This window comes from Microcystis flos-aquae FACHB-1344 (genome assembly GCF_014698375.1).
GTDB lineage: Bacteria > Cyanobacteriota > Cyanobacteriia > Cyanobacteriales > Microcystaceae > Microcystis > Microcystis aeruginosa.
Map to the genome: position 1 here is coordinate 1 of NZ_JACJSW010000080.1, position 20,936 is coordinate 20,936.

At 39.5% G+C, this 20,936-nt stretch carries 13 protein-coding genes; 9 read left to right on the top strand and 4 right to left on the bottom strand.

Going from position 1 to position 20,936, the window contains the following annotated elements; genetic code table 11:
* Positions 1-1,065: RNA-guided endonuclease InsQ/TnpB family protein (locus tag H6G48_RS06030; RefSeq protein WP_190720090.1), on the top strand; the 1,065-nt coding region annotated here is incomplete at its 5' end.
* Between the two features lie 11 nt (positions 1,066-1,076).
* Here H6G48_RS06030 and nuoF read toward each other — a convergent pair.
* Together nuoF and hoxE are read right to left on the bottom strand one after the other, a co-directional pair.
* Complete coding sequence (gene nuoF, locus H6G48_RS06035) at positions 1,077-2,684, bottom strand: NADH-quinone oxidoreductase subunit NuoF (protein WP_190720093.1); 1,608 nt, start codon at positions 2,682-2,684, stop codon at positions 1,077-1,079.
* Positions 2,685-2,712: 28 nt separating this feature from the next.
* Positions 2,713-3,222: a bidirectional hydrogenase complex protein HoxE gene (gene hoxE, locus H6G48_RS06040; RefSeq protein WP_190720096.1), complete on the bottom strand. Its 510-nt coding sequence runs from the start codon at positions 3,220-3,222 to the stop codon at positions 2,713-2,715.
* Positions 3,223-3,791: 569 nt separating this feature from the next.
* Between hoxE and H6G48_RS06045 the strand changes: the two genes are divergently transcribed.
* The 5 genes from H6G48_RS06045 to H6G48_RS06085 all read left to right on the top strand — a co-directional run bounded on the left by H6G48_RS06045 (position 3,792) and on the right by H6G48_RS06085 (position 16,594).
* A complete protein-coding gene (locus H6G48_RS06045) occupies positions 3,792-4,844 on the top strand; it encodes a DUF4351 domain-containing protein (protein ID WP_190720099.1) in 1,053 nt (350 codons plus the stop codon).
* Positions 4,845-5,094: 250 nt separating this feature from the next.
* Complete coding sequence (locus H6G48_RS06050; protein ID WP_190720102.1) at positions 5,095-6,075, top strand: DUF4351 domain-containing protein; 981 nt, start codon at positions 5,095-5,097, stop codon at positions 6,073-6,075.
* Positions 6,076-6,634: 559 nt separating this feature from the next.
* Positions 6,635-15,481, top strand: a complete 8,847-nt coding sequence (locus H6G48_RS26120) for an FG-GAP-like repeat-containing protein (RefSeq protein WP_242034552.1) — start codon at positions 6,635-6,637, stop codon at positions 15,479-15,481.
* A 375-nt stretch (positions 15,482-15,856) separates the two neighbouring features.
* Positions 15,857-16,045 carry a hypothetical protein gene (locus H6G48_RS06080; RefSeq protein WP_190720105.1) on the top strand — a complete coding sequence of 63 codons (189 nt, stop codon included), beginning with the start codon at positions 15,857-15,859 and terminating at the stop codon, positions 16,043-16,045.
* Positions 16,046-16,081: 36 nt separating this feature from the next.
* Entirely contained in the window at positions 16,082-16,594 is a 513-nt protein-coding gene (locus H6G48_RS06085) for a hypothetical protein (protein WP_242034553.1), read from the top strand.
* A 440-nt stretch (positions 16,595-17,034) separates the two neighbouring features.
* On the opposite strand, the gene H6G48_RS06090 is transcribed toward H6G48_RS06085, so the two are convergent.
* The gene (locus H6G48_RS06090; RefSeq protein ID WP_190720108.1) at positions 17,035-17,469 is read right to left on the bottom strand and encodes a type II toxin-antitoxin system VapC family toxin; all 435 of its coding nucleotides are present in this window, start codon (positions 17,467-17,469) and stop codon (positions 17,035-17,037) included.
* Positions 17,460-17,672, bottom strand: coding sequence for a DUF2281 domain-containing protein (locus tag H6G48_RS06095; RefSeq protein ID WP_190720111.1), 213 nt, complete (start codon positions 17,670-17,672; stop codon positions 17,460-17,462). Before H6G48_RS06095 ends, H6G48_RS06090 begins: the two co-directional genes overlap by 10 nt.
* A gap of 424 nt (positions 17,673-18,096) precedes the next feature.
* On the opposite strand from H6G48_RS06095, the gene H6G48_RS06100 reads away from it, so the two are divergent.
* From H6G48_RS06100 to H6G48_RS06110, 3 genes are all read left to right on the top strand, one after another.
* Entirely contained in the window at positions 18,097-18,345 is a 249-nt protein-coding gene (locus tag H6G48_RS06100; RefSeq protein ID WP_190720113.1) for a hypothetical protein, read from the top strand.
* A gap of 83 nt (positions 18,346-18,428) precedes the next feature.
* A complete protein-coding gene (locus H6G48_RS06105; protein WP_190720115.1) occupies positions 18,429-19,274 on the top strand; it encodes a hypothetical protein in 846 nt (281 codons plus the stop codon).
* Positions 19,275-20,270: 996 nt separating this feature from the next.
* Positions 20,271-20,792, top strand: coding sequence for a hypothetical protein (locus tag H6G48_RS06110; RefSeq protein ID WP_190720116.1), 522 nt, complete (start codon positions 20,271-20,273; stop codon positions 20,790-20,792).
* Positions 20,793-20,936: the final 144 nt, after the last annotated feature.

Genomic DNA, 20,936 nt, shown 5'->3' on the forward strand with positions numbered 1-20,936 from the left:
AAGAAAACAGAAGAAAAACAGTGGTTAACCGAGGTTTCTTCTATCCCTTTACAGCAGTCTTTGAGAGACTTAGAGACAGCCTATTCTAACTTTTTTGCATCTTGCAAGGGAGAAAGAAAAGGAAAGAAAGTCAAACCTCCTAAATTTAAGAAGCGTAAATCTAAACAATTAGCAAGATTTACCGATAATGGTTTTACCGTTAACCAACACTGCGTTACTTTAGCGAAAATCGGTGATTTAAGAATAGTTTGGAGTCGCCCATTACCTTCTAAACCTTCTAGCGTCACCGTGATCAAAGACGCATCAGATCGATACTTTCTTAGTTTTGTCGTCGAGATTCAGTCCGAAATACTTCCCAATAATGGGGAGTCAGTGGGAATTGATCTAGGGATTGCTACCTTTGCTACCCTCTCAACAGGAGAAAAGATAGACGCACCGAAACCGTTAAAGAAACGATTAAAACGACTAAGAAAAGCACAGAAAAACCTTTCTAGAAAACAGAAAGGAAGTAAACGACGGGAAAAAGCCAGAAAACGAGTAGCTAAAATCCACGCAAAGATTAAAGACACTCGTACTGATTTCTTGCATAAACTATCCACTAGAGTTGTTCGTGAAAATCAAACGATAATTTTAGAGGATTTAAACACATCGGGAATGGTTAAAAATCGCAAGTTGTCCCGTGCTATATCAGATTTAGGATGGCGTTCTTTTCGAGATATGCTATCGGCAAAATCTGACAAATATGGGCGTGATTTTCGGATAATTTCCCGATGGGAGCCAACGTCTCAGAGGTGTTCCTGTTGTGGGAATATCGGCGGTAAGAAAGCGTTGAATATCCGTGAGTGGGAATGTCTTTTTTGTGGGACTTTTCATGATAGGGATGTAAACGCCGCAATTAATATCAAGGTCGCCGGTGGGCAATCGGAGACCTCAAAAAACGGACGCAGAGGAAAGTGTAAGACTTCTGTTAAAGAAGCAGCATCCCGTGAAGCGTCAACCCAACCGAAGATCGTTCAATTAAGTTTGTTTGATCTGCCGGTCATCACCGTCCGGCCCCGGCGGTGAGGATGTCAATCTCAAACAGAGACGGGGTGCTTGGTTTCCTGTAACAGAGCCAGATATTCCTCCTTAAAATACTTTAGGGTACTTAAAATCGGATTGGGGGCGCTTTGGCCAAGACCACAAAGACTGGTTTCTTTGACCATTTGACAGAGATGTTCTAGGTTTTCGAGGTCGTGAATATCGGCCTTTCGAGCGATAATTTTGGCCAATAATTCAAACATTTGTACTGTTCCCGTGCGACAGGGGATACATTTACCACAGGACTCCTCGCGACAGAACTCCATATAGAATTTCGCCACTTCCACCATACTGGTACTATCATCCATGACCACCATCCCCCCAGATCCCATCATCGAACCGAGTTTGGCTAAGGATTCGTAATCTACGGGAGTATCGAGTAAATTAGCGGGAATACAACCCCCAGAGGGGCCGCCGGTTTGTACCGCTTTCACTTGACCATCGGGAACACCACCCCCCATCTCCTCGACAATTTCCCGGAGAGTAATGCCCATCGGCACTTCAATCAGCCCATTATTGCGGATTTTTCCCGTTAAAGCGAAGATTTTTGTGCCTTTACTGCTGGCAGTACCGATATTGGCGTACCAAGCGGCTCCCTCGCGGATAATAGCGGCGATATTAGCGTAGGACTCCACGTTATTAATCAGGGTGGGACAACCATCGAGACCCGATTGGGCCGGATAGGGGGGACGGGTGCGGGGAGTGCCGCGGCCGCCTTCGATGGAATGGATGAGAGCGGTTTCCTCTCCACAGACAAAAGCTCCCGCCCCGATGCGGATATCCACCTTAAAATCGAAAGTGGACTCGAATACTTGGGAACCCATTAAACCGAATTTTTTGGCCTGATTAATCGCTTTTTGCAAACGATCGATCGCCAGAGGATATTCGGCTCTAACATAGATATAACCATGATCCGCCCCCACAGCATAGGCAGCGATCGCCATTCCTTCCAGGACTAAATGGGGGTCACTTTCCAAAACACTACGGTCCATAAACGCCCCGGGGTCGCCTTCATCAGCATTACAGATAACGTATTTTTGTTTACCCGGTTGTTTAGCCACCGTCGCCCATTTTAAACCGGTGGGATAACCCGCACCTCCCCGGCCGCGCAAACCGCTTTTGGTGATTTCCTCCACCACCTGGGCCGGAGTCATCTCGTAGAGGGCCTTGTAGAGAGATTGATAACCCCCGACGGCGATATATTCCTCAATGCGATCGGGATCGATTTTACCGCTATTTTCCCGGACAATTTTGACTTGATGGGAGAAAAAGGGATGTTTTGAGTCCCCTAATTGCACCTCGGTTTTGCCGCCGTTTAAGGCCGCAATAATGCTGGCCGCACTTTCCGGGGTGACTTCTTCGTATAGGAGATCCTGGGGATCCACTTCCACCAACGGACCGCGACCACAAAAACCCATACAACCGACCCCGACCACTTCGACTTTATCCTCTAGGTCTGCTTCTTTGACGGCAGTGGCGAGGTTTTTTTTGATTTGGAGGGAGTTAGCAGCTTGGCAACCGGTGGAAGTGCAACAATGCACCCGGATGCTTTTTTGTCTAGTTTTTTCTTTCTCGGCCACTGCCAATAATTCTTGTAAGTCCATATTCTTCTCAATCCACTAGAGTGAAAAATTACTGGGAGAAACTCTGTAGTTTCGCTAAGACAGTTTCCGAATCTTGTTTAGGGGCCACGACTCCATCGAAGACCACGGCCGGCGCAATCCCACAGGCCCCGATACAACGGGCCGACACTAGGGAAATTTCTCCATCGGCGGTGGTTTCTCCCACTTTGACATCAAAGGTGTTTTCGATGTCTTCGAGGATTTTGCCGCTGCCTTTGACATAACAAGCAGTCCCCATACAGATGATACAGGTGTGTTTTCCCGCCGGTTTCAGGGAAAAGAGATGGTAGAAGGTTGCTACCCCATAGACGCGACTGAGGGGCAGTTTTAGCGCCCGGGCAACGTAGAGGAGAACATCTTCTTCTAGGAATCCAAAGGCTTCTTGGGCTTTGTGCAGGACTTCAATCAGGGCTGATTGATTATATCCTGCCCGCTTCATGGTAATGTCGAGGACTTTGAAGCGTTTATCGCCACTGGGATGCTCTTTTTTCTCCGTTTGACGAGGATTGGCAGTTTGCATAAATCTGAACCAAATAAATTTTAGGGGCGATGACGGGAAAAAGATGGAGAGTTGTCGGTTTTCCTTGGTCATCTCCCTGCTTTTATTCTGACACTGGCTCCGGAGGGCGATCGATAACTTTATCTTTCCTTTAGTTATTGGGGGATAGGGGATTTTTCGGCCTTGTCAAATTGAAAGATGCTCCGAATCAGCCTGGAACTGAAATTACTTTGATAGCAAGGATTGCATTGCATCTTTCCTATAATAGTGTTTAATCAACGAATAGGGCCTTTTATGGCGGGCTTAAGTGGGGAACAAGAGTCGCTCGATTTAGCAGTGGAATATAGCTAGGTAATAGCTGTAGGGCTAATTCATGAATTAGCCCTACAATCAATTATGATGAACCCTGGAAATAGAAAACGGGTTTCTTCGATAAACCCGTTTTCTGCGGGTTTTTTTGCGGGAAGCATCCCCCTCTCCTCGTAGGTTAAAGGGGTAAAGTCATAACAATCTGTTGCCAAAACCGACTTTTCAGAATACAATAGAGAAGAGTAGTCATTCATCACTCAGATTAGTTAAGATGATATTACATGACTAATAATATTGACCATGACCGCTTATTTAAGGAGTTAATCTCCACCTTTTTTGTCGAATTTATTGAGTTATTTTTTCCTCAATTAATCGATTATTTAGATAGGGACTCGATTACTTTTTTAGACAAAGAAGTATTTACCGATGTCACAGAAGGAGAAAGGTATGAAAGCGATTTAGTCGCACAGGTTAAGTTTCGAGGAAAAGAATCTTTTTTTCTGATTCATGTAGAGGCGCAGGAAAGTTCCCGCAAGTGGTTTAACCGGCGAATGTTTACTTATTTTGCTCGCTTTCATGAGAAATTTGTCTTACCGATTTATCCGATTGTAATTTTTTCTTATTCAAAGCCAAAAAGAGCAGCGATTAGTCAATATGTGGTCGATTTTCCCGATTTTAAGGTGTTAGAATTTAACTATCAAGTAGTGCAGTTAAATCGATTAAATTGGCGAGATTTTCTCAATCAGTCGAATCCGGTTGCTTCAGCTTTGATGGCGAAGATGAGCATTGCCGAGAAAGAGCGAGCCAAGGTTAAGGCGGAATGTCTGCGCTTGTTAATTACTTTAAAGTTAAATCCAGCAAAAATGCAATTAATTTCTGGATTTATTGATACTTATCTCAATCTAAATCCGGTCGAAGAGATACAATTTCAACAAGAGATTAGCACATTTAGTCAACCCGTACAGGAGGGAGTTATGCAAATTACTACCAGTTGGATGCGTCAAGGTATTGAACTAGGTATTGAACAAGGTATCGAACTAGGTATTGAACAAGGTATTGAACGCGGTATCGAACAAGGTATCGAACAAGGTATTGAACAAGGTATCGAACAAGGTATCGAACAAGGTATCGAACAAGGTATCGAACAAGGTATTGAACGGGAAAAGACATTGATTCTTCGTCAAATTAAACGCAAGTTAGGGGAGATTAATCCTTCATTGGAAACTAAAATTATGGAGTTAAGTATTGATGATGTAGAAGTATTAGGAGAAGCTTTATTCGATTTCTCTACGGTTGAAGATTTAATCAATTGGTTAAATACTTTAACTGCCTAGCTTTGACGTTAGCGATCGCCTCTTCGCAACAAATGAGAAAACGGGTTTCTTTGAGAAACTATTTAGAAAACCCGTTTTCTTTGAGAAACCCGTTTTCTTGTCCTTCAAGAAACCCATTTTCTGAAAGTATCCCCCTCTCCTCGTAAGTTAAAGGGGTGAGGTCATAACAATCTGTTGCCAAAACCGACTTTTCAGAATACAATAGAGAAGAGTAGTCATTCATCACTCAGATTAGTTAAGATGATATTACATGACTAATAATATTGACCACGATCGCTTATTTAAGGAGTTAATCTCCACCTTTTTTGTCGAATTTATTGAGTTATTTTTTCCTCAATTGATCGATTATTTAGATAGGGACTCGATTACTTTTTTAGACAAAGAAGTATTTACCGATGTCACGGAAGGAGAAAGGTATGAAAGCGATTTAGTCGCACAAGTTAAGTTTCGCGGAAAGGAATCTTTTTTTCTGATTCATGTAGAGGCGCAGGAAAGTTCCCGAAAGTGGTTTAACCGGCGAATGTTTACTTATTTTGCTCGCTTTCATGAGAAATTTGTCTTACCGATTTATCCGATTGTAATTTTTTCTTATTCAAAGCCAAAAAGAGCAGCGATTAGTCAATATGTGGTCGATTTTCCCGATTTTAAGGTGTTAGAATTTAACTATCAAGTAGTGCAGTTAAATCGATTAAATTGGCGAGATTTTCTCAATCAGTCGAATCCGGTTGCTTCAGCTTTGATGGCGAAGATGAACATTGCCGAGAAAGAGCGAGCCAAGGTAAAGGCGGAATGTCTGCGCTTGTTAATTACTTTAAAGTTAAATCCAGCAAAAATGCAATTAATTTCTGGATTTATTGATACTTATCTCAATCTAAATCTGGTCGAAGAGATACAATTTCAAGAAGAGATTAGCACATTTAGTCAACCCGTACAGGAGGGAGTTATGCAAATTACCACCAGTTGGATGCGTCAAGGTATTGAACTAGGTATTGAACAAGGTATCGAACAAGGTATCGAACAAGGTATTGAACAAGGTATCGAACAAGGTATTGAACGGGAAAAGACATTGATTCTTCGTCAACTTAAACGCAAGTTAGGGGAGATTAATCCTTCATTGGAAACTAAAATTATGGAGTTAAGTATTGATGATGTAGAAGCATTAGGAGAAGCTTTATTCGATTTCTCTAACGTTGAAGATTTAATCAATTGGTTAAATACTTTAACTGCCTAGCTTTGACTTTGGTGATCACCTTTTTAACCTTCAGTCTTGAGAAAACGGGTTTCTTCAAGAAACCCGTTTTCTGTGGGGTTTTTAGTGGAAAGAGAAAGGTTAACGCGGAAGGTATCCCGTCGCCATCACCCGCTAAAATTTTCATGGTGAGGAAGTAATTCAGAGATAAGCTTTCCGTATATAATATAGGCAACAAGCAGAAGCTTGGTGAACTATAGATCAGCAACGACTGGCTAAACCTCAATTTACAAGAGCGATCGCCCCCTCACAATAACAATATTTTGAAGGCTTGAATCGGTGACTTGTGCCTTGATGGTTTGACAGTCTTCAACCCTAACCCACACCGGCTAGTTAAACGGTTGTTTAAAAACCGGCTGACTTGGCTGAATAATTAATAGCAAAGCAATTTGTGGGCAATGTCCACCCTACATTACTGTACAAAGTTTTTTTGCAGCTACATGGTGCGACCATCACTTAATGACAGCTATTTATTGAGTGTGATCGCTTATTTTCTCTCAATGTTAACAGTGGTTTTAATTTTGTATTTTGGAGACTAACAATGTCAAGCGAAACTCCTCAATTATATAGTTGGTTAGAGTTACATATGATTGTTTCTAATGACTGGAAAGATGCTAAGGAAATATACAAAACATTGAACCTTAGCCAATATGGTATTTCAGGTAAGTCTGTAATTGGCTCGATTCTCGAAGAATTTCATGATAGCAAAGAAACTATTAAAGATGATTTGACTCAATGGGGGGCTGATAAATTTGTATTAAATAGCTCGCTAAATTCCATCAAAAACTCTTATGAAAAATTGCGAGATCAACCTACATTATGGGATCAAATAAAAAATGGTTCAATAAGCAAAACAAGCTATGTTTCTTCTATAGATGTTGGACGAGGCAATGTCCAAATTTATACGGCTATATATTTATTGGAAAAGTATAATCAGCAATATCCAAATAGCGATCCATTAAATTTAAAACAATACAATAACGATTATACAAAATTAGTTTCTGATCTTATTAATAATGAAAAGTCAACAACAGTATATTTTGCTGGATTAATGGTACAAAATGCCGCACAATGGTATCAAAAAAATGCCTCTAACTGGAATACGCTTACACAAGATCAGAAAGACGCATTAATTGTTTACTTTTATAATGTCGGTGAAAGGGGAATGAATGAAAAAGCTACACAAGCAAAAAACAATGGCGGTTCATATAAACCTGATCCTAATAAAACACCAATTGCGCAAGAATATTTGAAGAATCTTGAAGAATTAAAAAAGACAATTGAATTATATGATTTAACTAATTTTTGCTTCGCCGCAGAAACCCCAATTTTAATGTCAGATGGCACATACAAACCCATCGAACAAATCAAAATTGGTGATGAAGTAATGGCGTTTGATGGACTGGGAGAACTGCAACCGCGCAAAGTCACTCAAACTTTTATTACACCCGATCAAGAAGTTGTTCAATTAGGTAATATTAAAGTTACTTTAGGACATCATTTTCTACAAGCTGATGGCAGTTTTAAGGCTTTAGGTGAAATTGACCATGATGGCTTTTTGGTAGGTATAACGGGTAAATTGATCCCTCATCCTGGTATTAAACCAGTTGCAGGTAAACATACAGTTTATAACTTTACTGTTGAAGATTTACATACATATATAGCAGGAGATTATCGGGTTCATAATGAGTCTCTTTCTCTCTATCAACCCGTTACAACAGGAGGCTTAATTGGGGCTTCAATTGGTAGTCAAATTGGGGCTTATTTTGCTAATGATAAATTTGCTAGTCAGCTTGTAGCACAATCTTTAGGTAAGACGGTAGGGAGTTGGACTGGTGATGCTATTGTTTATGAATTTGACCTATCAGATGATCCTGCATTTCGTAACCGCAGTCAGGAATCATTATCATTAGGCGCAATTTATAGAAGATTGCCAGGTAGTGTTATTTCAACAGGTATTGGTTTAGGAAGTAGTAAATTAGCTAATTCTCTAATTAAGGCTTTTAAAATTGAAGATCCACTAACTCAAATTGCTGTTAGTTCCCTAGTTGTAGGCTCAGTTTCTTATTATGTTACTGCCGAAGTTGCTAAGTCTTACCCGATAACAGCAGTTAAACTTTTTGGTGCGCCCTCTCTAAAGGAAGGTAATATAATTATTGGCGTTGATTCTAGCAAGTTAAGCCTTACTAATTCGTTAGCTAATGTAGCACAATCTGCATTCGGTTCATTCGCAGGTTCTTATCTTTATTCAAAACTGTTCAAATGGAATGTCTTGAGTGAAGATGTTAGTGTCACAGGCGCAAAAATAGGCGCAACAATTGGGGCTTTTGCAGGTTCTTTTATCCCCATTCCTGTTGTTGGTACAGCGATTGGTACGTTAATTGGTAGTGTTTTCGGTGGTTTATTTGGCGATAAAGATTATCCTCGTGCTTTTACCAGCGTAATAATTTCCAACAATCAGTTTATTTTAACTCCTGTTGCTGTTGACGATAAAGGCAATTATGATGTCGCTTATAATATGGGAGTTGCTGCAAGAGATACTTTAACTACGATTGCGGCATCAATTGGCGGGAAGCCACTCTCCATTAGAGAATTTCGTTATGGTCATTTTAAAAAGTCGTATGTTTATCGACCAGGAGATCTGGGTTTAAGTGCCTATAATTATCCTTGGCAGTATTCTTCACCACAAGAAGCAATTACTAATGGAATCTTCCAGCAAGTCAAATCATTACAGATGGAAGGCGGTGATATTTATGTTAAGCGATATTTAATTAATCTTCCTGGCGATGTCAACACACTGGACAAATTAAGCGCTGGTTTTCAAGTCGCCAGAGAATGGGGTGTTTATAAAGATAATCCCTATCTCTATGAGAAGACAATTCAAGAGTTAGATGATAATGCAATTTCTATCGCTGATCAGCAGATTCTGGAATTACAAAAAACACCAAGTCAAGCACAAACTTTAACCAATAAAGACAATAAATATGTCGATTTTGGCTTAACAACTTTACCGTCAAAACTAACAGTATCTATTTCTGGCAACAACTTTATTGTTAATGGAAAAACAGTTACACCAGATCAAGTAGTCAGGTTTGCTGATGGTAGTCGTTTTAAACCTGTTGTTAGAAATGGTGTAGTAACATTAGAAGCTGAACAAGTAGCAAACTGGTTACAAATTAAACCAAAAGCGCAAGCTTTAAATTTAGACACTCCTCAAGCTTCGGATAATTATGTAGGGGCAAATGCGAGTAAAATTGTCAAAGACAATGGCGGAGTTGGCAATGATGTTTTGATTGCTTCCTCGGGAGCAACACTTAATGGTGGTCAAGGGGATGATGTTTATGTTTATAGTCGTGGTAATGGAACAGTTACGATTAATGATGTAGGTGGATTAGATTCTATTGAATTTGATGCTAGTATAAAATCTTCAGATTTATTAGTACAACAAAGTGGCATAAATTTAATTATTGCTCTCAAAAATCCAAGCAAACCTTCAGCAACTATTTCTGAGTTAACTGACAAAATTGTAATTTCTGACTTCTTTAATCAAAAGATTGAAATTCTTAAATTCAATAATAACCAAGAGGTACCCATTGAATCACTACAGCCTTCCTTTTGGATTAATGGCTCATTTCAATTTACTTCCCGTCCCCAAGGTTTAACGGCAGCTTTTTGGCAAGGTAACGCTCAACTAAGAGTTGGAGATTTTAATGGAGATGGGAAGGATGATATTGTAAATTTGCAACCTGATGGGAACAACTGGGTTGCTTTATCTAATGGTAATAATACTTTTCAATTCGTTAGTCGTCCCCAAGGTTTAACAGCAGCTTTTTGGCAAGGTAACGCTCAATTAGGAGTTGGAGATTTTAATGGAGATGGGAAGGATGATATTGTAAATTTGCAACCTGATGGGAACAACTGGGTTGCTTTATCTAATGGTAATAATACCTTTCAATTCGTTAGTCGTCCCCAAGGTTTAACAGCAGCTTTTTGGCAAGGTGCCGCTCAATTAGGAGTTGGAGATTTTAATGGAGATGGGAAGGATGATATTGTAAATTTGCAACCTGATGGCAATAATTGGATTGCTCTATCTAATGGTAATAATACTTTTCAATTCGTTAGTCGTCCTCAAGGTTTAACAGCAGCTTTTTGGAAGTGGAACGCTCAATTAAGAGTTGGAGATTTTAACGGAGATGGGAAGGATGATATTGTTAATTTACAACCTGATGGCAATAACTGGCTTGCCTTGTCTAATGGAAATAATACTTTTCAATTTACCTACCGTCCTCAAGGTTTAACAGGAGGATTTTGGCAAGGTAACTCTCAACTACAAGTTGGAGATTTTAATGGAGATGGGAAGGATGATATTGTTAATTTACAACCGGACGGTAATAACTGGATTGCTCTATCTAATGGGAATAATACTTTTCAATTTACTTACCGTCCTCAAGGTTTAACAGCAGCTTTTTGGCAAGGTGCTGCTCAACTAAGAGTTGGAGATTTCAACAAAGATGGGAAGGATGATATTGCCAATTTACAACCTGATGGTAATAATTGGCTTGCCTTATCTAATGGTAATACATTTCAATTTGTTAGTAAGCCGGAAGGTTTAACAGCAGCTTTTTGGCAAGGTGCCGCTCAACTACAAGTTGGAGATTTTAATGGAGATGGGAAGGATGATATTGTAAATTTACAACCTGATGGTAATAACTGGCTTGCTTCACCTTATAGTGAAACTTTGGGAAATGACCTTTGGAAAGCAAAATATTTTTATACTACTGTTTCTAACACAAAAGACAGAAATAACCTTTATCAATATCGTTTAGGAGACGGAAATACCACCATTTATGATGTCGGTACTTATGGAGGAACAACCCGTGATGGTGGTGTGGATATCCTAGAATTTGGACAAAATATTACCCTTGACTCCCTCAAACTCAAACTAGACAATAATAACCTCATTGTCACCGTTAAAGACACCAATACCATCACCATTCAAGACTGGTTAAAACCCCAAAGTCAAATCGAAGCCTTCCGCCTTTCCGATGGCAAAGAATACACCGTCACCCTTACCCTTGATAGTTCCGTTGCTTTACAACCCCTACTAGGACAGAGCGAATACACTCCTGATACAACCCAATTACCTAGCCAATATAGCTTCAGTCCCTATAAACTGGCAGTAGTTGACCTCACAGGCGACGGAATCCGCCTTATCTCCGCCGCAGATTCCCTTACTCAATACGACATCGATACGGATACTTACCCCGAACAAATGGGATGGGTTGCGCCTACCGATGGTTTCCTTGTTCGAGATGTCAACAAAGACGGTTACATTACCACTCTTAACGAATTTTTCTCCTTAACCGCTCAAAGCAATGTTACCCAATTATCTACTCTCGATAGCAACAAAGATGGGTTAATTAATGCTAGTGATACTCTTTTTGATGAATTGCGTACTTGGACAGATACTAACCTAAATGGACAAGTAGATTTAGGAGAATTAGCCGCACTTTATCGCTACGGAATTAATAACATTTCCGTCACACCCCAAACCAAAGATTATACTGTTGCCGGGAACAAAATCACCGCCTCTGCTTATTTTACCCGTGTTGGTTATGATATTCGTTCCACTGCAAAACTATACGATGTTCAATTTGCCTATGATCCTAATGGTGTCATTCTTGAACAAATGGGTAACGGTGTATCTCGATTTAACTATGAAAACAAACCAGATATTATTTTTGCTGATGATTCCACTCAAAATATTAACCTAACCATCGATCCTAATGATACTTATTCTGCCACAGGTGGCACGGGTAATGACATCTTAATAGTTAAATTAGGTAGCACTAAAGGTGCAGTTCTCAGTGGTGGGGATGGTAACGATAAATTAACGGGTGCAGATGGTAACGATATTCTAGCAGGTGGGGCAGGAAATGATACTATTGATGGCAGTGCAGGAGATGATTTAATTACCATTGATAAAGACGACAATCTTAATAATATTAAAGGGGGAACAGGATTTGATGTCTTAGTCATTGAAGGAGATGGAGATGTTAACCTTATCCTTGACAATCTCGGTGTTGAGGTTGTCAATGGCAATAAAGGCAACAACAATCTTAAGGCAATTGGCTCTCAAAATGTTATCATCTCTGGCGATGCTGGCAATGATACTATTATAGGGGGTACAGGAAGCGATCGCTTAGAAGGCAATACCGGAAATGATGTAATTAATGGTAGTGAAGGAAGCGACATTATTGATGGTGGAGAAAACGATGATATTCTTACAGGAGTTAACCCCCAAAGTACCACCCCCGGAAAAGGTGAAATTGATACTTTTACAGGGGGAACAGGACGAGATAAATTTATTCTTGGTGATAAAACTTGGATCGGTTATGATGATGGGAATACAACCTCTGCTGGCAACAATGATTACGCCTCAATAACTGATTTTAACCCCAACGATGATATTATTCAGCTTAAGGGTTCAAGTAGTAACTATCTGTCAACGGTTTCTGGTACTAATACCAATCTTTATATTAATAAACCTGGAACCGAACCCGATGAATTGATTGCTATTATCCAAAACCGCACAGGCTTAAGTTTAGCTGGTAATTACTTTAGTTATCTTATTCCCAATGCTGCCCCGACTAATTTAACTTTATCTAACAGTAATATCGCCGAAAATCAAGCAATTGGTACTGTTATTGGTAACTTCACTACTACTGACCCTAATACGGGCGACACATTCACTTATAGCTTAGTGTCAGGAACAGGTTCAACCAATAATAGTTTATTTGCCATCCAAAACAATCAACTCAAAACTAATGCCGTATTCGACTATGAAACAAAGAATGATTACAGCATTCGAGTTCGTACCACAGATCAAGATGGGTTATCTTATGAGAAAGCTTTAACTATTAATGTTACTAATATTTATGAACCTCCCACATTAGTTGGAAAATATGATACTCCTGGATCGGCTTTCGGTGTCCAAGTAGTGGACAATGACGCTTATGTTGGTAATTTTGGTTCAGGACTTGAAATTATTGACATTAGTAACCCCACTAACCCTACTCTCAAGAGTAGTTATAATTACAATAATAACTATGTGGGTTACTATGGTATGAGAGTACAAGTAGTAGGAAAATATGCTTATATAGCTGATGGTTATTCAGGGCTTCAAATTATCGACATCACTAATCCAAGCAATCCTATTCTTAAGGGAAGTTACGATACGAGTGGCTTTGCTCAAGGAGTACAAGTAGTCAGCAACTATGCCTATATTGCCGATCAACGTTCAGGACTACAAATCGTCGATATTACCAATCCTACTAAACCAACTTTCAAAGGCAATTATGATACGAGTGGCTGGGCTTATAATTTACAAATAGTGGGCAACTACGCTTATGTTGCTGCTGGTGGTTCAGGATTGCAAATCATCGACATTACTAATCCAGCTAAACCAACCCTTAAGGGTAATTATGATACCAGTGACTCGGTTTTTGATGTACAAGTAGTCGGAAACTACGCTTATATTACTGATAGTGATTCAAAACTGCAAATTATTGACATCACTAATCCTACTAATCCCACTCTTAAGGGCAGTTATGCTATTCCTGAGCATATTTTTGGTTCCAATTTTGCTCAGAGTGTACAAATAGTAGGAAACTATGCTTATGTGACTCTTGTTTTCTCAGGATTGCAAATCATCAACATCAGTAACCCAGCTAACCCTACCCTTGTAGGCAGTTATTTAAAGAGCTTTGTTTTTGATGTGCAAGTAGTCGGTAACTACGCTTATGTGACTGATAATACTACAGGTTTAAATATTATTGACGTGAGTGAGTTTAATAGTCCATTGTCTCCCAGTATTGCTCTTGCGGTTTCTGCTAGTAGTGTTAGTGAAGATGGGACAACTAACTTAGTCTATACCTTCACCCGTAACGGAGTAACAACAAATCCCCTAACCGTCAACTATACAGTCGGAGGGACAGCTACCTTTAATACAGATTACACTCAAACCGGTGCAGCCAGTTATACAGCAACCACAGGGACAGTGAATTTTCTTGCTGGTTCATCGACTGCGACTGTAACCGTTGACCCCACTGCTGATACCACATTTGAAACTGATGAAACCGTCATTCTAACCCTCGCTTCCGGGACAGGTTATACATTAGGTGCGACCACCACAGCTACGGGGACGATTCTCAATGACGATATCAGTGTCACCCCAATCGAAGCTTTCGGTAACACAAAATTAGTCAAAGATGCGACTAATAAACTCTACGCTCAAATTGGCAATAATAACCCCATCGCCATCAAAATTGGTGCAACTCAGATTACCACCGATATCTATCCAGGTTGGCAAACTCTAGCAGCAGAAACCGTCAACGGAGTCAATCAAGTTTTATGGAAATATAACGATGGTAATTATCTCCACTTGTGGAGTTTAGATAATAACTGGAATTGGCAATCTTCCACCGGATGGTGGGGATTAAACTCATCGGAAGCTTTTACTCAAGAAACCAACTTCCAACAAGACTTTAACGGTGATGGAATCATCGGTCAACCTTACACCCCAATCGAAGCTTTCGGTAACACCAAATTAGTCAAAGACACAACTAATAAACTTTACACCCAAATTGGCAATAATAACCCCATCGCCATTACAATTGGGGGGACTCAGATTACCACAAATATCTACCCTGGTTGGCAAACTCTAGCAGCAGAAACCGTCAACGGAGTCAATCAAGTTTTATGGAAATATAACGATGGTAATTATCTCCACTTGTGGAGTTTAGATAATAACTGGAATTGGCAATCTTCAAGCGGATGGTGGGGATTAAATTCCCCGGAAGCTTTTACTCAAGAAACCAACTTCCAACAAGACTTTAACGGGGATAATCTGATTGGTAATCCCTTACCCAATATAGCTAGTAGTCTAGCGGTTTCTGCTAACGTCCCAGAACCTATTATCGGGTCATCAAACGATGATATTCTCACTGGTACTCTGGACAATGATATTCTAGTTGGTGGCTTAGGGAATGATACCCTAACAGGTGGTGCAGGTGGCGATAAATTCACCTTCAACAACCGCAATGAAGGTCTTGACACAATTACTGATTTCCTATCCAGTCAGGGGGATAAAATTACTGTCTCTGCTGCGGGTTTTGGCGGTGGTTTAGCCGCAGAAACTGGGATTACAGCCGAGCAATTTGTGTTAGGAACAACTGCATTAAATGCCAGCAATCGCTTGATTTATAATACAATCACTGGAGGACTATTCTTTGATGGGGACGGGACAGGTACAATAGCAGCTATTCAAATTGCAACTCTTAGTTCTCAACCCACTCTTACCGCATCTGATATACTTGTATTAGTTTAATCTTAATACAGCTTGTAGGGTGCGTTAGACGGCTATCAATTCCGTCAAAAAAACAAAATTAACAAGCCGCCGTAACGCACCAACTCTATTATTAAATCGGGCTGGCTGAATAATGGTAAAACCCTTTTAAAATAAGGCTTTTGACCTGTTAAAATCCGATGTTAGTGCCAGAAAATAGGATTAAGACCTTCAAAAACCTGGCATTATCCTTCTTTTAGTACATAAACTGGTACATAAAAAGAGGGCAAGAAAGCCTGAAACTCCTGAATACTGACTCCTGACTCCTTAACCCCACCAACAAACTTTTTCAGCACACCCTAAATCGGTGCGTTACGCTATCGCGCTTCACACCCTACGGGTAAGCAAACAACTCAAATGAACCCAACAACCGCCAATTATGATGAACCCTGGAAAGAAGCATTAAGCGAATATTTTGAAGCGTTTTTATGCTTCTTTTTTCCTGAAGTTGACCTTGAAAACGGGTTTCTTGAAGAAACCCGTTTTCTGGACTTTAAGACCAAAAAATGTTTTGCTGACAAACTTTATTCAGTTATCAGTGACTAATTGGAAGCAAGTAGCAATCCCTTTGCTATAATAGTCATGGCACATCTGAAAACGAAAGCGACTACTGGGAAGCTGCAACAGCGGGAACAGTGGAAGTGGACGTTAATCAGGGGATTATATGAAAAGGAGTTCGAGAGGGAACAGATAATTAAACTGTTTGAAATCATCGACAATATGATGACTTTATCCACTGAATTACAAGCCAGTTTAGAGAGTAAAATCAAACAATTTGAGGAGGAAAGAACCATGCCTTTAGTCAGTAATATGGAATTGCGAGGAATAAAACGCGGTAAAGAAATTGGTAAGGAAATTGGTAAGGAAATTGGTAAGGAAATTGGAGCGTTACAAAAAAGCCGTGATGACATAAAAACAGTTTTAACTGTGTGTTTTGGACAGATTTCTTCAGAAATTGAAGAGATAATCAGCAAAATCACTAACCCTACTATAGCGTTTCCTAAGCTAGTGAGGTACACCTATTTTTCTTCCCTTTTGCCTTTTGCCTCTTGCCTTTTGCCTAAAACCCATAACTTTTGTACCTCAGCAGACTGAAAAACGCTATATCTTAGAAGAGCTACTAAAATTATCAGTTACCGCTAATTCTCTCGCAGAATTTAAGCAGTCTTTGGCAAGAATCCAATAAGAAAATCTTACCCTAGGGTGCTGCACTGTTCACCCATTCACCTTTAAACCCTCAGCCAAAAAACAATATCGAGAAAACGGTTTTTTTCAAGAACCCCATTCTCTGGACTTGTTAGAGAGAATTTGTAGCCTATTATATAGTTTTTTTTGAGCGCACTAGGATGTAAGCGTGCCAAAAACACTGAGGAGCAGACCGCACTATCAAAAAATGCTATAATTTTAAACAAATTATGTCAATCAATATCAATCATGAAGTCTTTTGCTATTCGCTTAGAAAAAAATTGAACAATTACCGTTCCTCAAGCTATCCAAGATCAACTAACGCATCATTCATTTCCAGAACTGATTGGCTACATTTCATCCACTAGCAATACATTTTGATGAGTTAACTGTTTCCGTTGCCTATCGTTAGTAATAATGTAGGTTGCTGAATGTGCGATCGCTGTTCCCAGTTGGATTGCATCGGGTGTTTTGAGAGTGTATTGGGTACGGAGGGCGATCGCATGATTGGCAATGGATAAATCGATTGGCAACAGGGTAATTTGGCTCGAACGGGTGAAATATGTCCGGTATTGCTCTACCAACTCCTGATTACCCATTCTTGCTGGAAGGGTAAGAATTTCAATAAAAGTGATTATCGAAGTAATAACCTCAACCTGACGAGTAGAGACATCATAAAAAAACTTTTCCATATAAGGGAAAAAAATGGGATGTTGCTCAAAAAAGTAAACAAAAGGAGCCGTATCTAAAAACACAATATTTCCCGTTTGTAGAACTATTCCCATGATGATCGCTCCTGCTGAATATAAGTATCCACATCAATTGATCGCCAGATTTCTTTCCCCAATCCCGCCGCATTCCGGAAATCTAATGGCTTATCTACTAATTCTGTTTTAGACTGTAAAAACTTGGCAAAATCCAAAATTTTATTCGCTCGCTCTTCAGGCATTAATTTCACGATCTCGTAAATTTCGTCGGCTACACTCATAAGTAAATCCTCTCTTTTCTATCTCAAACGAGCGAACAATCTGGCTCTCCCGTACTTGTGGTGATCAGAAAAAATTATCTACAGGCAGAGCATATAGCACCACCAAACTATAATCTGTCCTGTGGAAAATAATGGTATGCTATATGTCAACATTTTATCCCAATAATGTCGGGAAAGCCATAAATTTTAACGCCCCAGCCTGTTTCTCTTTGCTATTCTGATTTCTGGACTTCGTAGGGTGTAGGATGCGTTACACTATCGACGAGCGCACCCTACGAGGAACCCATTCTCTGGACTTGTGAGAGAGAATTTGTACCGTATTATACAGTTTGCCCGATCAATGTTAATTTCTGTTGTGGAAGTCTTGAAAGATTGGGGATTGTTCGCCTAAAACTGTTAGCAGTAAACCTTTGCAGTTAACGTCATGAGTTCTTCTCTTTTGCCGAGCCTTTCTGCCGTTTACGATGCTTTGTTTAATTTCGCTCAATCTGATGGCTTTTGGGCGAATTTGGAAACTGCTTTTGGCACTAATTATGATGTTATCAAAGCGACAGAATTACGACAGCAGTGGCAAAGTCGAAATTTTAGTCAACTTCCTGAGATTGAGGTGGTCAACAGCAGTGTTTTAGGTAGTGCAAATGGCGCTTATGGGATTAGCACTAATAAGATATAGCGTTTTTCAGTCTGCTGAGGTACAAAAGTTATGGGTTTTAGGCAAAAGGCACTCATGCAAGAGGCAAAAGGGAAGAAAAATAGGTGTACCTCACTAGCTTAGGAAACGCTATATGTCTATCTGAAAGCTTTTTGGCTTCTGCTAGTTCAGATGCTTTGGTTGCGGTGGTGTTGGAAGAAATTGGGCATTTTGTGGATGCTCAAATTAATACGGTGGATACGGTGGGGGATGAGGGAGAATATTTCTCGGCATTAGTTTGTGGAGTAGATTTAACAACGCAAGAATTAGACAGAATTACAACTGAAAATGACTTGGCCAATATTACGATCACAGGAAATGATATTCCTGTAGAAAAATCTGCACCAATTATTTTAACCGTTAATACTACCGCCGATCAAAATGATGGGAGTAAAACTAATGGATTGTCGTTACGAGATGCGATTTTAATCGCTAATGCAGACACCATTAATGATTATATTATCGAACTGCAAGGGGGACAAACCTATTTTCTCACTAACATGGTTTTCGGGGATTTGTGGGATAATACAGCCAAAACTGGTGATTGGGATATTTTACCAGGTGGTAAAGTCACGATTAAAAGTTTAGGTACAAGTCAGGCTGTTATTGATGGCAGTGGTTTAGGTAGTGGATATGGTAAGGGTAATCGCATTTTTCATGTCTTAGCTAACAGCAATTTTTCCTTAGATAAAATAACTATTACGAAATCAGCAGTAGGAGGTATTCTTGTTGATCAAAATGCTTTAGCTAATATTAGCAATAGCATAATCACTCAAAATGTTTACGTTTCCATGTCCGGCGATAGTGCATCAACAAGGGGTGGAGGTCTTAGCAATTTCGGTAATACTATTATTCAATCAAGCACGATAAATCAAAACTCAAGTGGATATGGTGGTGGTATTTATAACTAAGGATCACTAACCATAAACGATAGCACCATTAATGAAAATAACTCTACTTATGATGGAGGGGGTATTTATTCTAGCGGAACATTAACAGTAACTAATAGTGTTGTCAACCGTAACAAGACTGGAGTTAATGGAGGTGGCTTTTATAATGATGGTACAGCTAATATTTCTAAAACTGCTTTCAACAATAACAATGATACTGGTATTTATAATACTGGATCATTAACGCTTACTGATGGTGCAATCAATAGCAATCTCAGCGTAGGATTAGAAAATAAGGGAACTACTACCGTTACTGGAACCTCAATTATAGCGTTTTTCAGTCTGCTGAGGTACAAAAGTTATGGGTTTTAGGCAAAAGGCAAGAGGCAAAAGGCAAAAGGGAAGAAAAATAGGTGTACCTCACTAGCTTAGGAAACGCTATAATAGCAATACAGGTAATGGAATTGAAAATAATAATATACTTAACATTAGTCAGGCTACCATCAATCAAAATGGAAAATATGGTTTATATAACTACTCTGGTAGCAGTAATCAGAAATATGCTAATGTTCAGAACACAACGATTGATAGTAATGGTAAGACTGGTATCGTAAATTCTGGAACAATAAATATATCAAAAAGTGTAGTTAGTAGTAACGCAGATGGTGGTCTTTATAATGATTCTGTAAATGCTACTGTTACTGATACAATAATCCGCAATAATATTACTAATGGCTATGGTGGCGGCATAGATAATCGAACGGCAAATCTTACAGTTATTAACAGTTTAATTGACGGTAATAGTGCAATAGAGTATGGTGGTGGTATTTATAATTATAACGACACCTTGCATAATGTAACTATTGTGAATAGCACTATTAGCAATAATAGTGCAAGTTTTGGCGGCGGCATCTTGAATACTGGTTATACTGACAGGGGGACAAGCCAGCTGAAAAGCTTATGTAGCATGGAATACAGACACAGACTCCCAAAAAAGATCAGTCATATATAGTAAATATGACCTACATAACGAAAATGATAAGTGAACTATACCAGAAAGTCTTAGAGAATGAACTGGGGCGAGCCAGATATCTACTGTTGTTAATGATAGTTGGAACCTGGCAAATACTAAAGCAAGCAAAGTTAGAGATATTAGCAGAAGCACTACCAATACCAATCCTGTTTGAGAGTCGGCGAAAAAAACTAAAAAGATTTTTAAAGCTCGAAATTCTGAATATTGAAAAAATCTGGTTTCCGGTCCTAAAAGAGATGTTAAAACAGCCAGAGAGATTCACAATAAAAGGATTAGTATATATTGCCATAGACCGGACGAGTTGGGGAGCAATTAATATCTTGATGGTCAGTTGGATTTATGACAAGAGAGCCATGCCAATATATTGGGAGATATTAGATAAAAAAGGAAGTAGTAATCTCGAAGAACAGCAGCGAGTATTGGGGAAAATATTGACCGTGCTATCAGGTCATAAAATAGTAGTCTTAGGAGATAGAGAATTTTGTTCAGTCAGTCTTGGGAAGTGAAAGAGCTATATCTCTTGCCCTATCTACCTTATAGCTCGCTTGTCCCCCTCTCAGAACAGTCACCCAAAACCCCATTATTCAAAATACTGGTGGCGTTAGTGTTCCTGAACCGTCCAATTTATTGGGTTTAGGATTACTCGGATT

What these genes read in the sequence shown, in the direction of transcription:
- nuoF (WP_190720093.1), bottom strand. Translation starts at nt 2,684, where the DNA reads ATGGACTTACAAGAATTATTGGCAGTGGCCGAGAAAGAAAAAACTAGA.
- hoxE (WP_190720096.1), bottom strand. Translation starts at nt 3,222, where the DNA reads ATGCAAACTGCCAATCCTCGTCAAACGGAGAAAAAAGAGCATCCCAGT.
- H6G48_RS06045 (WP_190720099.1), top strand. Translation starts at nt 3,792, where the DNA reads ATGACTAATAATATTGACCATGACCGCTTATTTAAGGAGTTAATCTCC.
- H6G48_RS06050 (WP_190720102.1), top strand. Translation starts at nt 5,095, where the DNA reads ATGACTAATAATATTGACCACGATCGCTTATTTAAGGAGTTAATCTCC.
- H6G48_RS26120 (WP_242034552.1), top strand. Translation starts at nt 6,635, where the DNA reads ATGTCAAGCGAAACTCCTCAATTATATAGTTGGTTAGAGTTACATATG.
- H6G48_RS06080 (WP_190720105.1), top strand. Translation starts at nt 15,857, where the DNA reads ATGAACCCAACAACCGCCAATTATGATGAACCCTGGAAAGAAGCATTA.
- H6G48_RS06085 (WP_242034553.1), top strand. Translation starts at nt 16,082, where the DNA reads ATGGCACATCTGAAAACGAAAGCGACTACTGGGAAGCTGCAACAGCGG.
- H6G48_RS06090 (WP_190720108.1), bottom strand. Translation starts at nt 17,469, where the DNA reads ATGGGAATAGTTCTACAAACGGGAAATATTGTGTTTTTAGATACGGCT.
- H6G48_RS06095 (WP_190720111.1), bottom strand. Translation starts at nt 17,672, where the DNA reads ATGAGTGTAGCCGACGAAATTTACGAGATCGTGAAATTAATGCCTGAA.
- H6G48_RS06100 (WP_190720113.1), top strand. Translation starts at nt 18,097, where the DNA reads ATGAGTTCTTCTCTTTTGCCGAGCCTTTCTGCCGTTTACGATGCTTTG.
- H6G48_RS06110 (WP_190720116.1), top strand. Translation starts at nt 20,271, where the DNA reads ATGACCTACATAACGAAAATGATAAGTGAACTATACCAGAAAGTCTTA.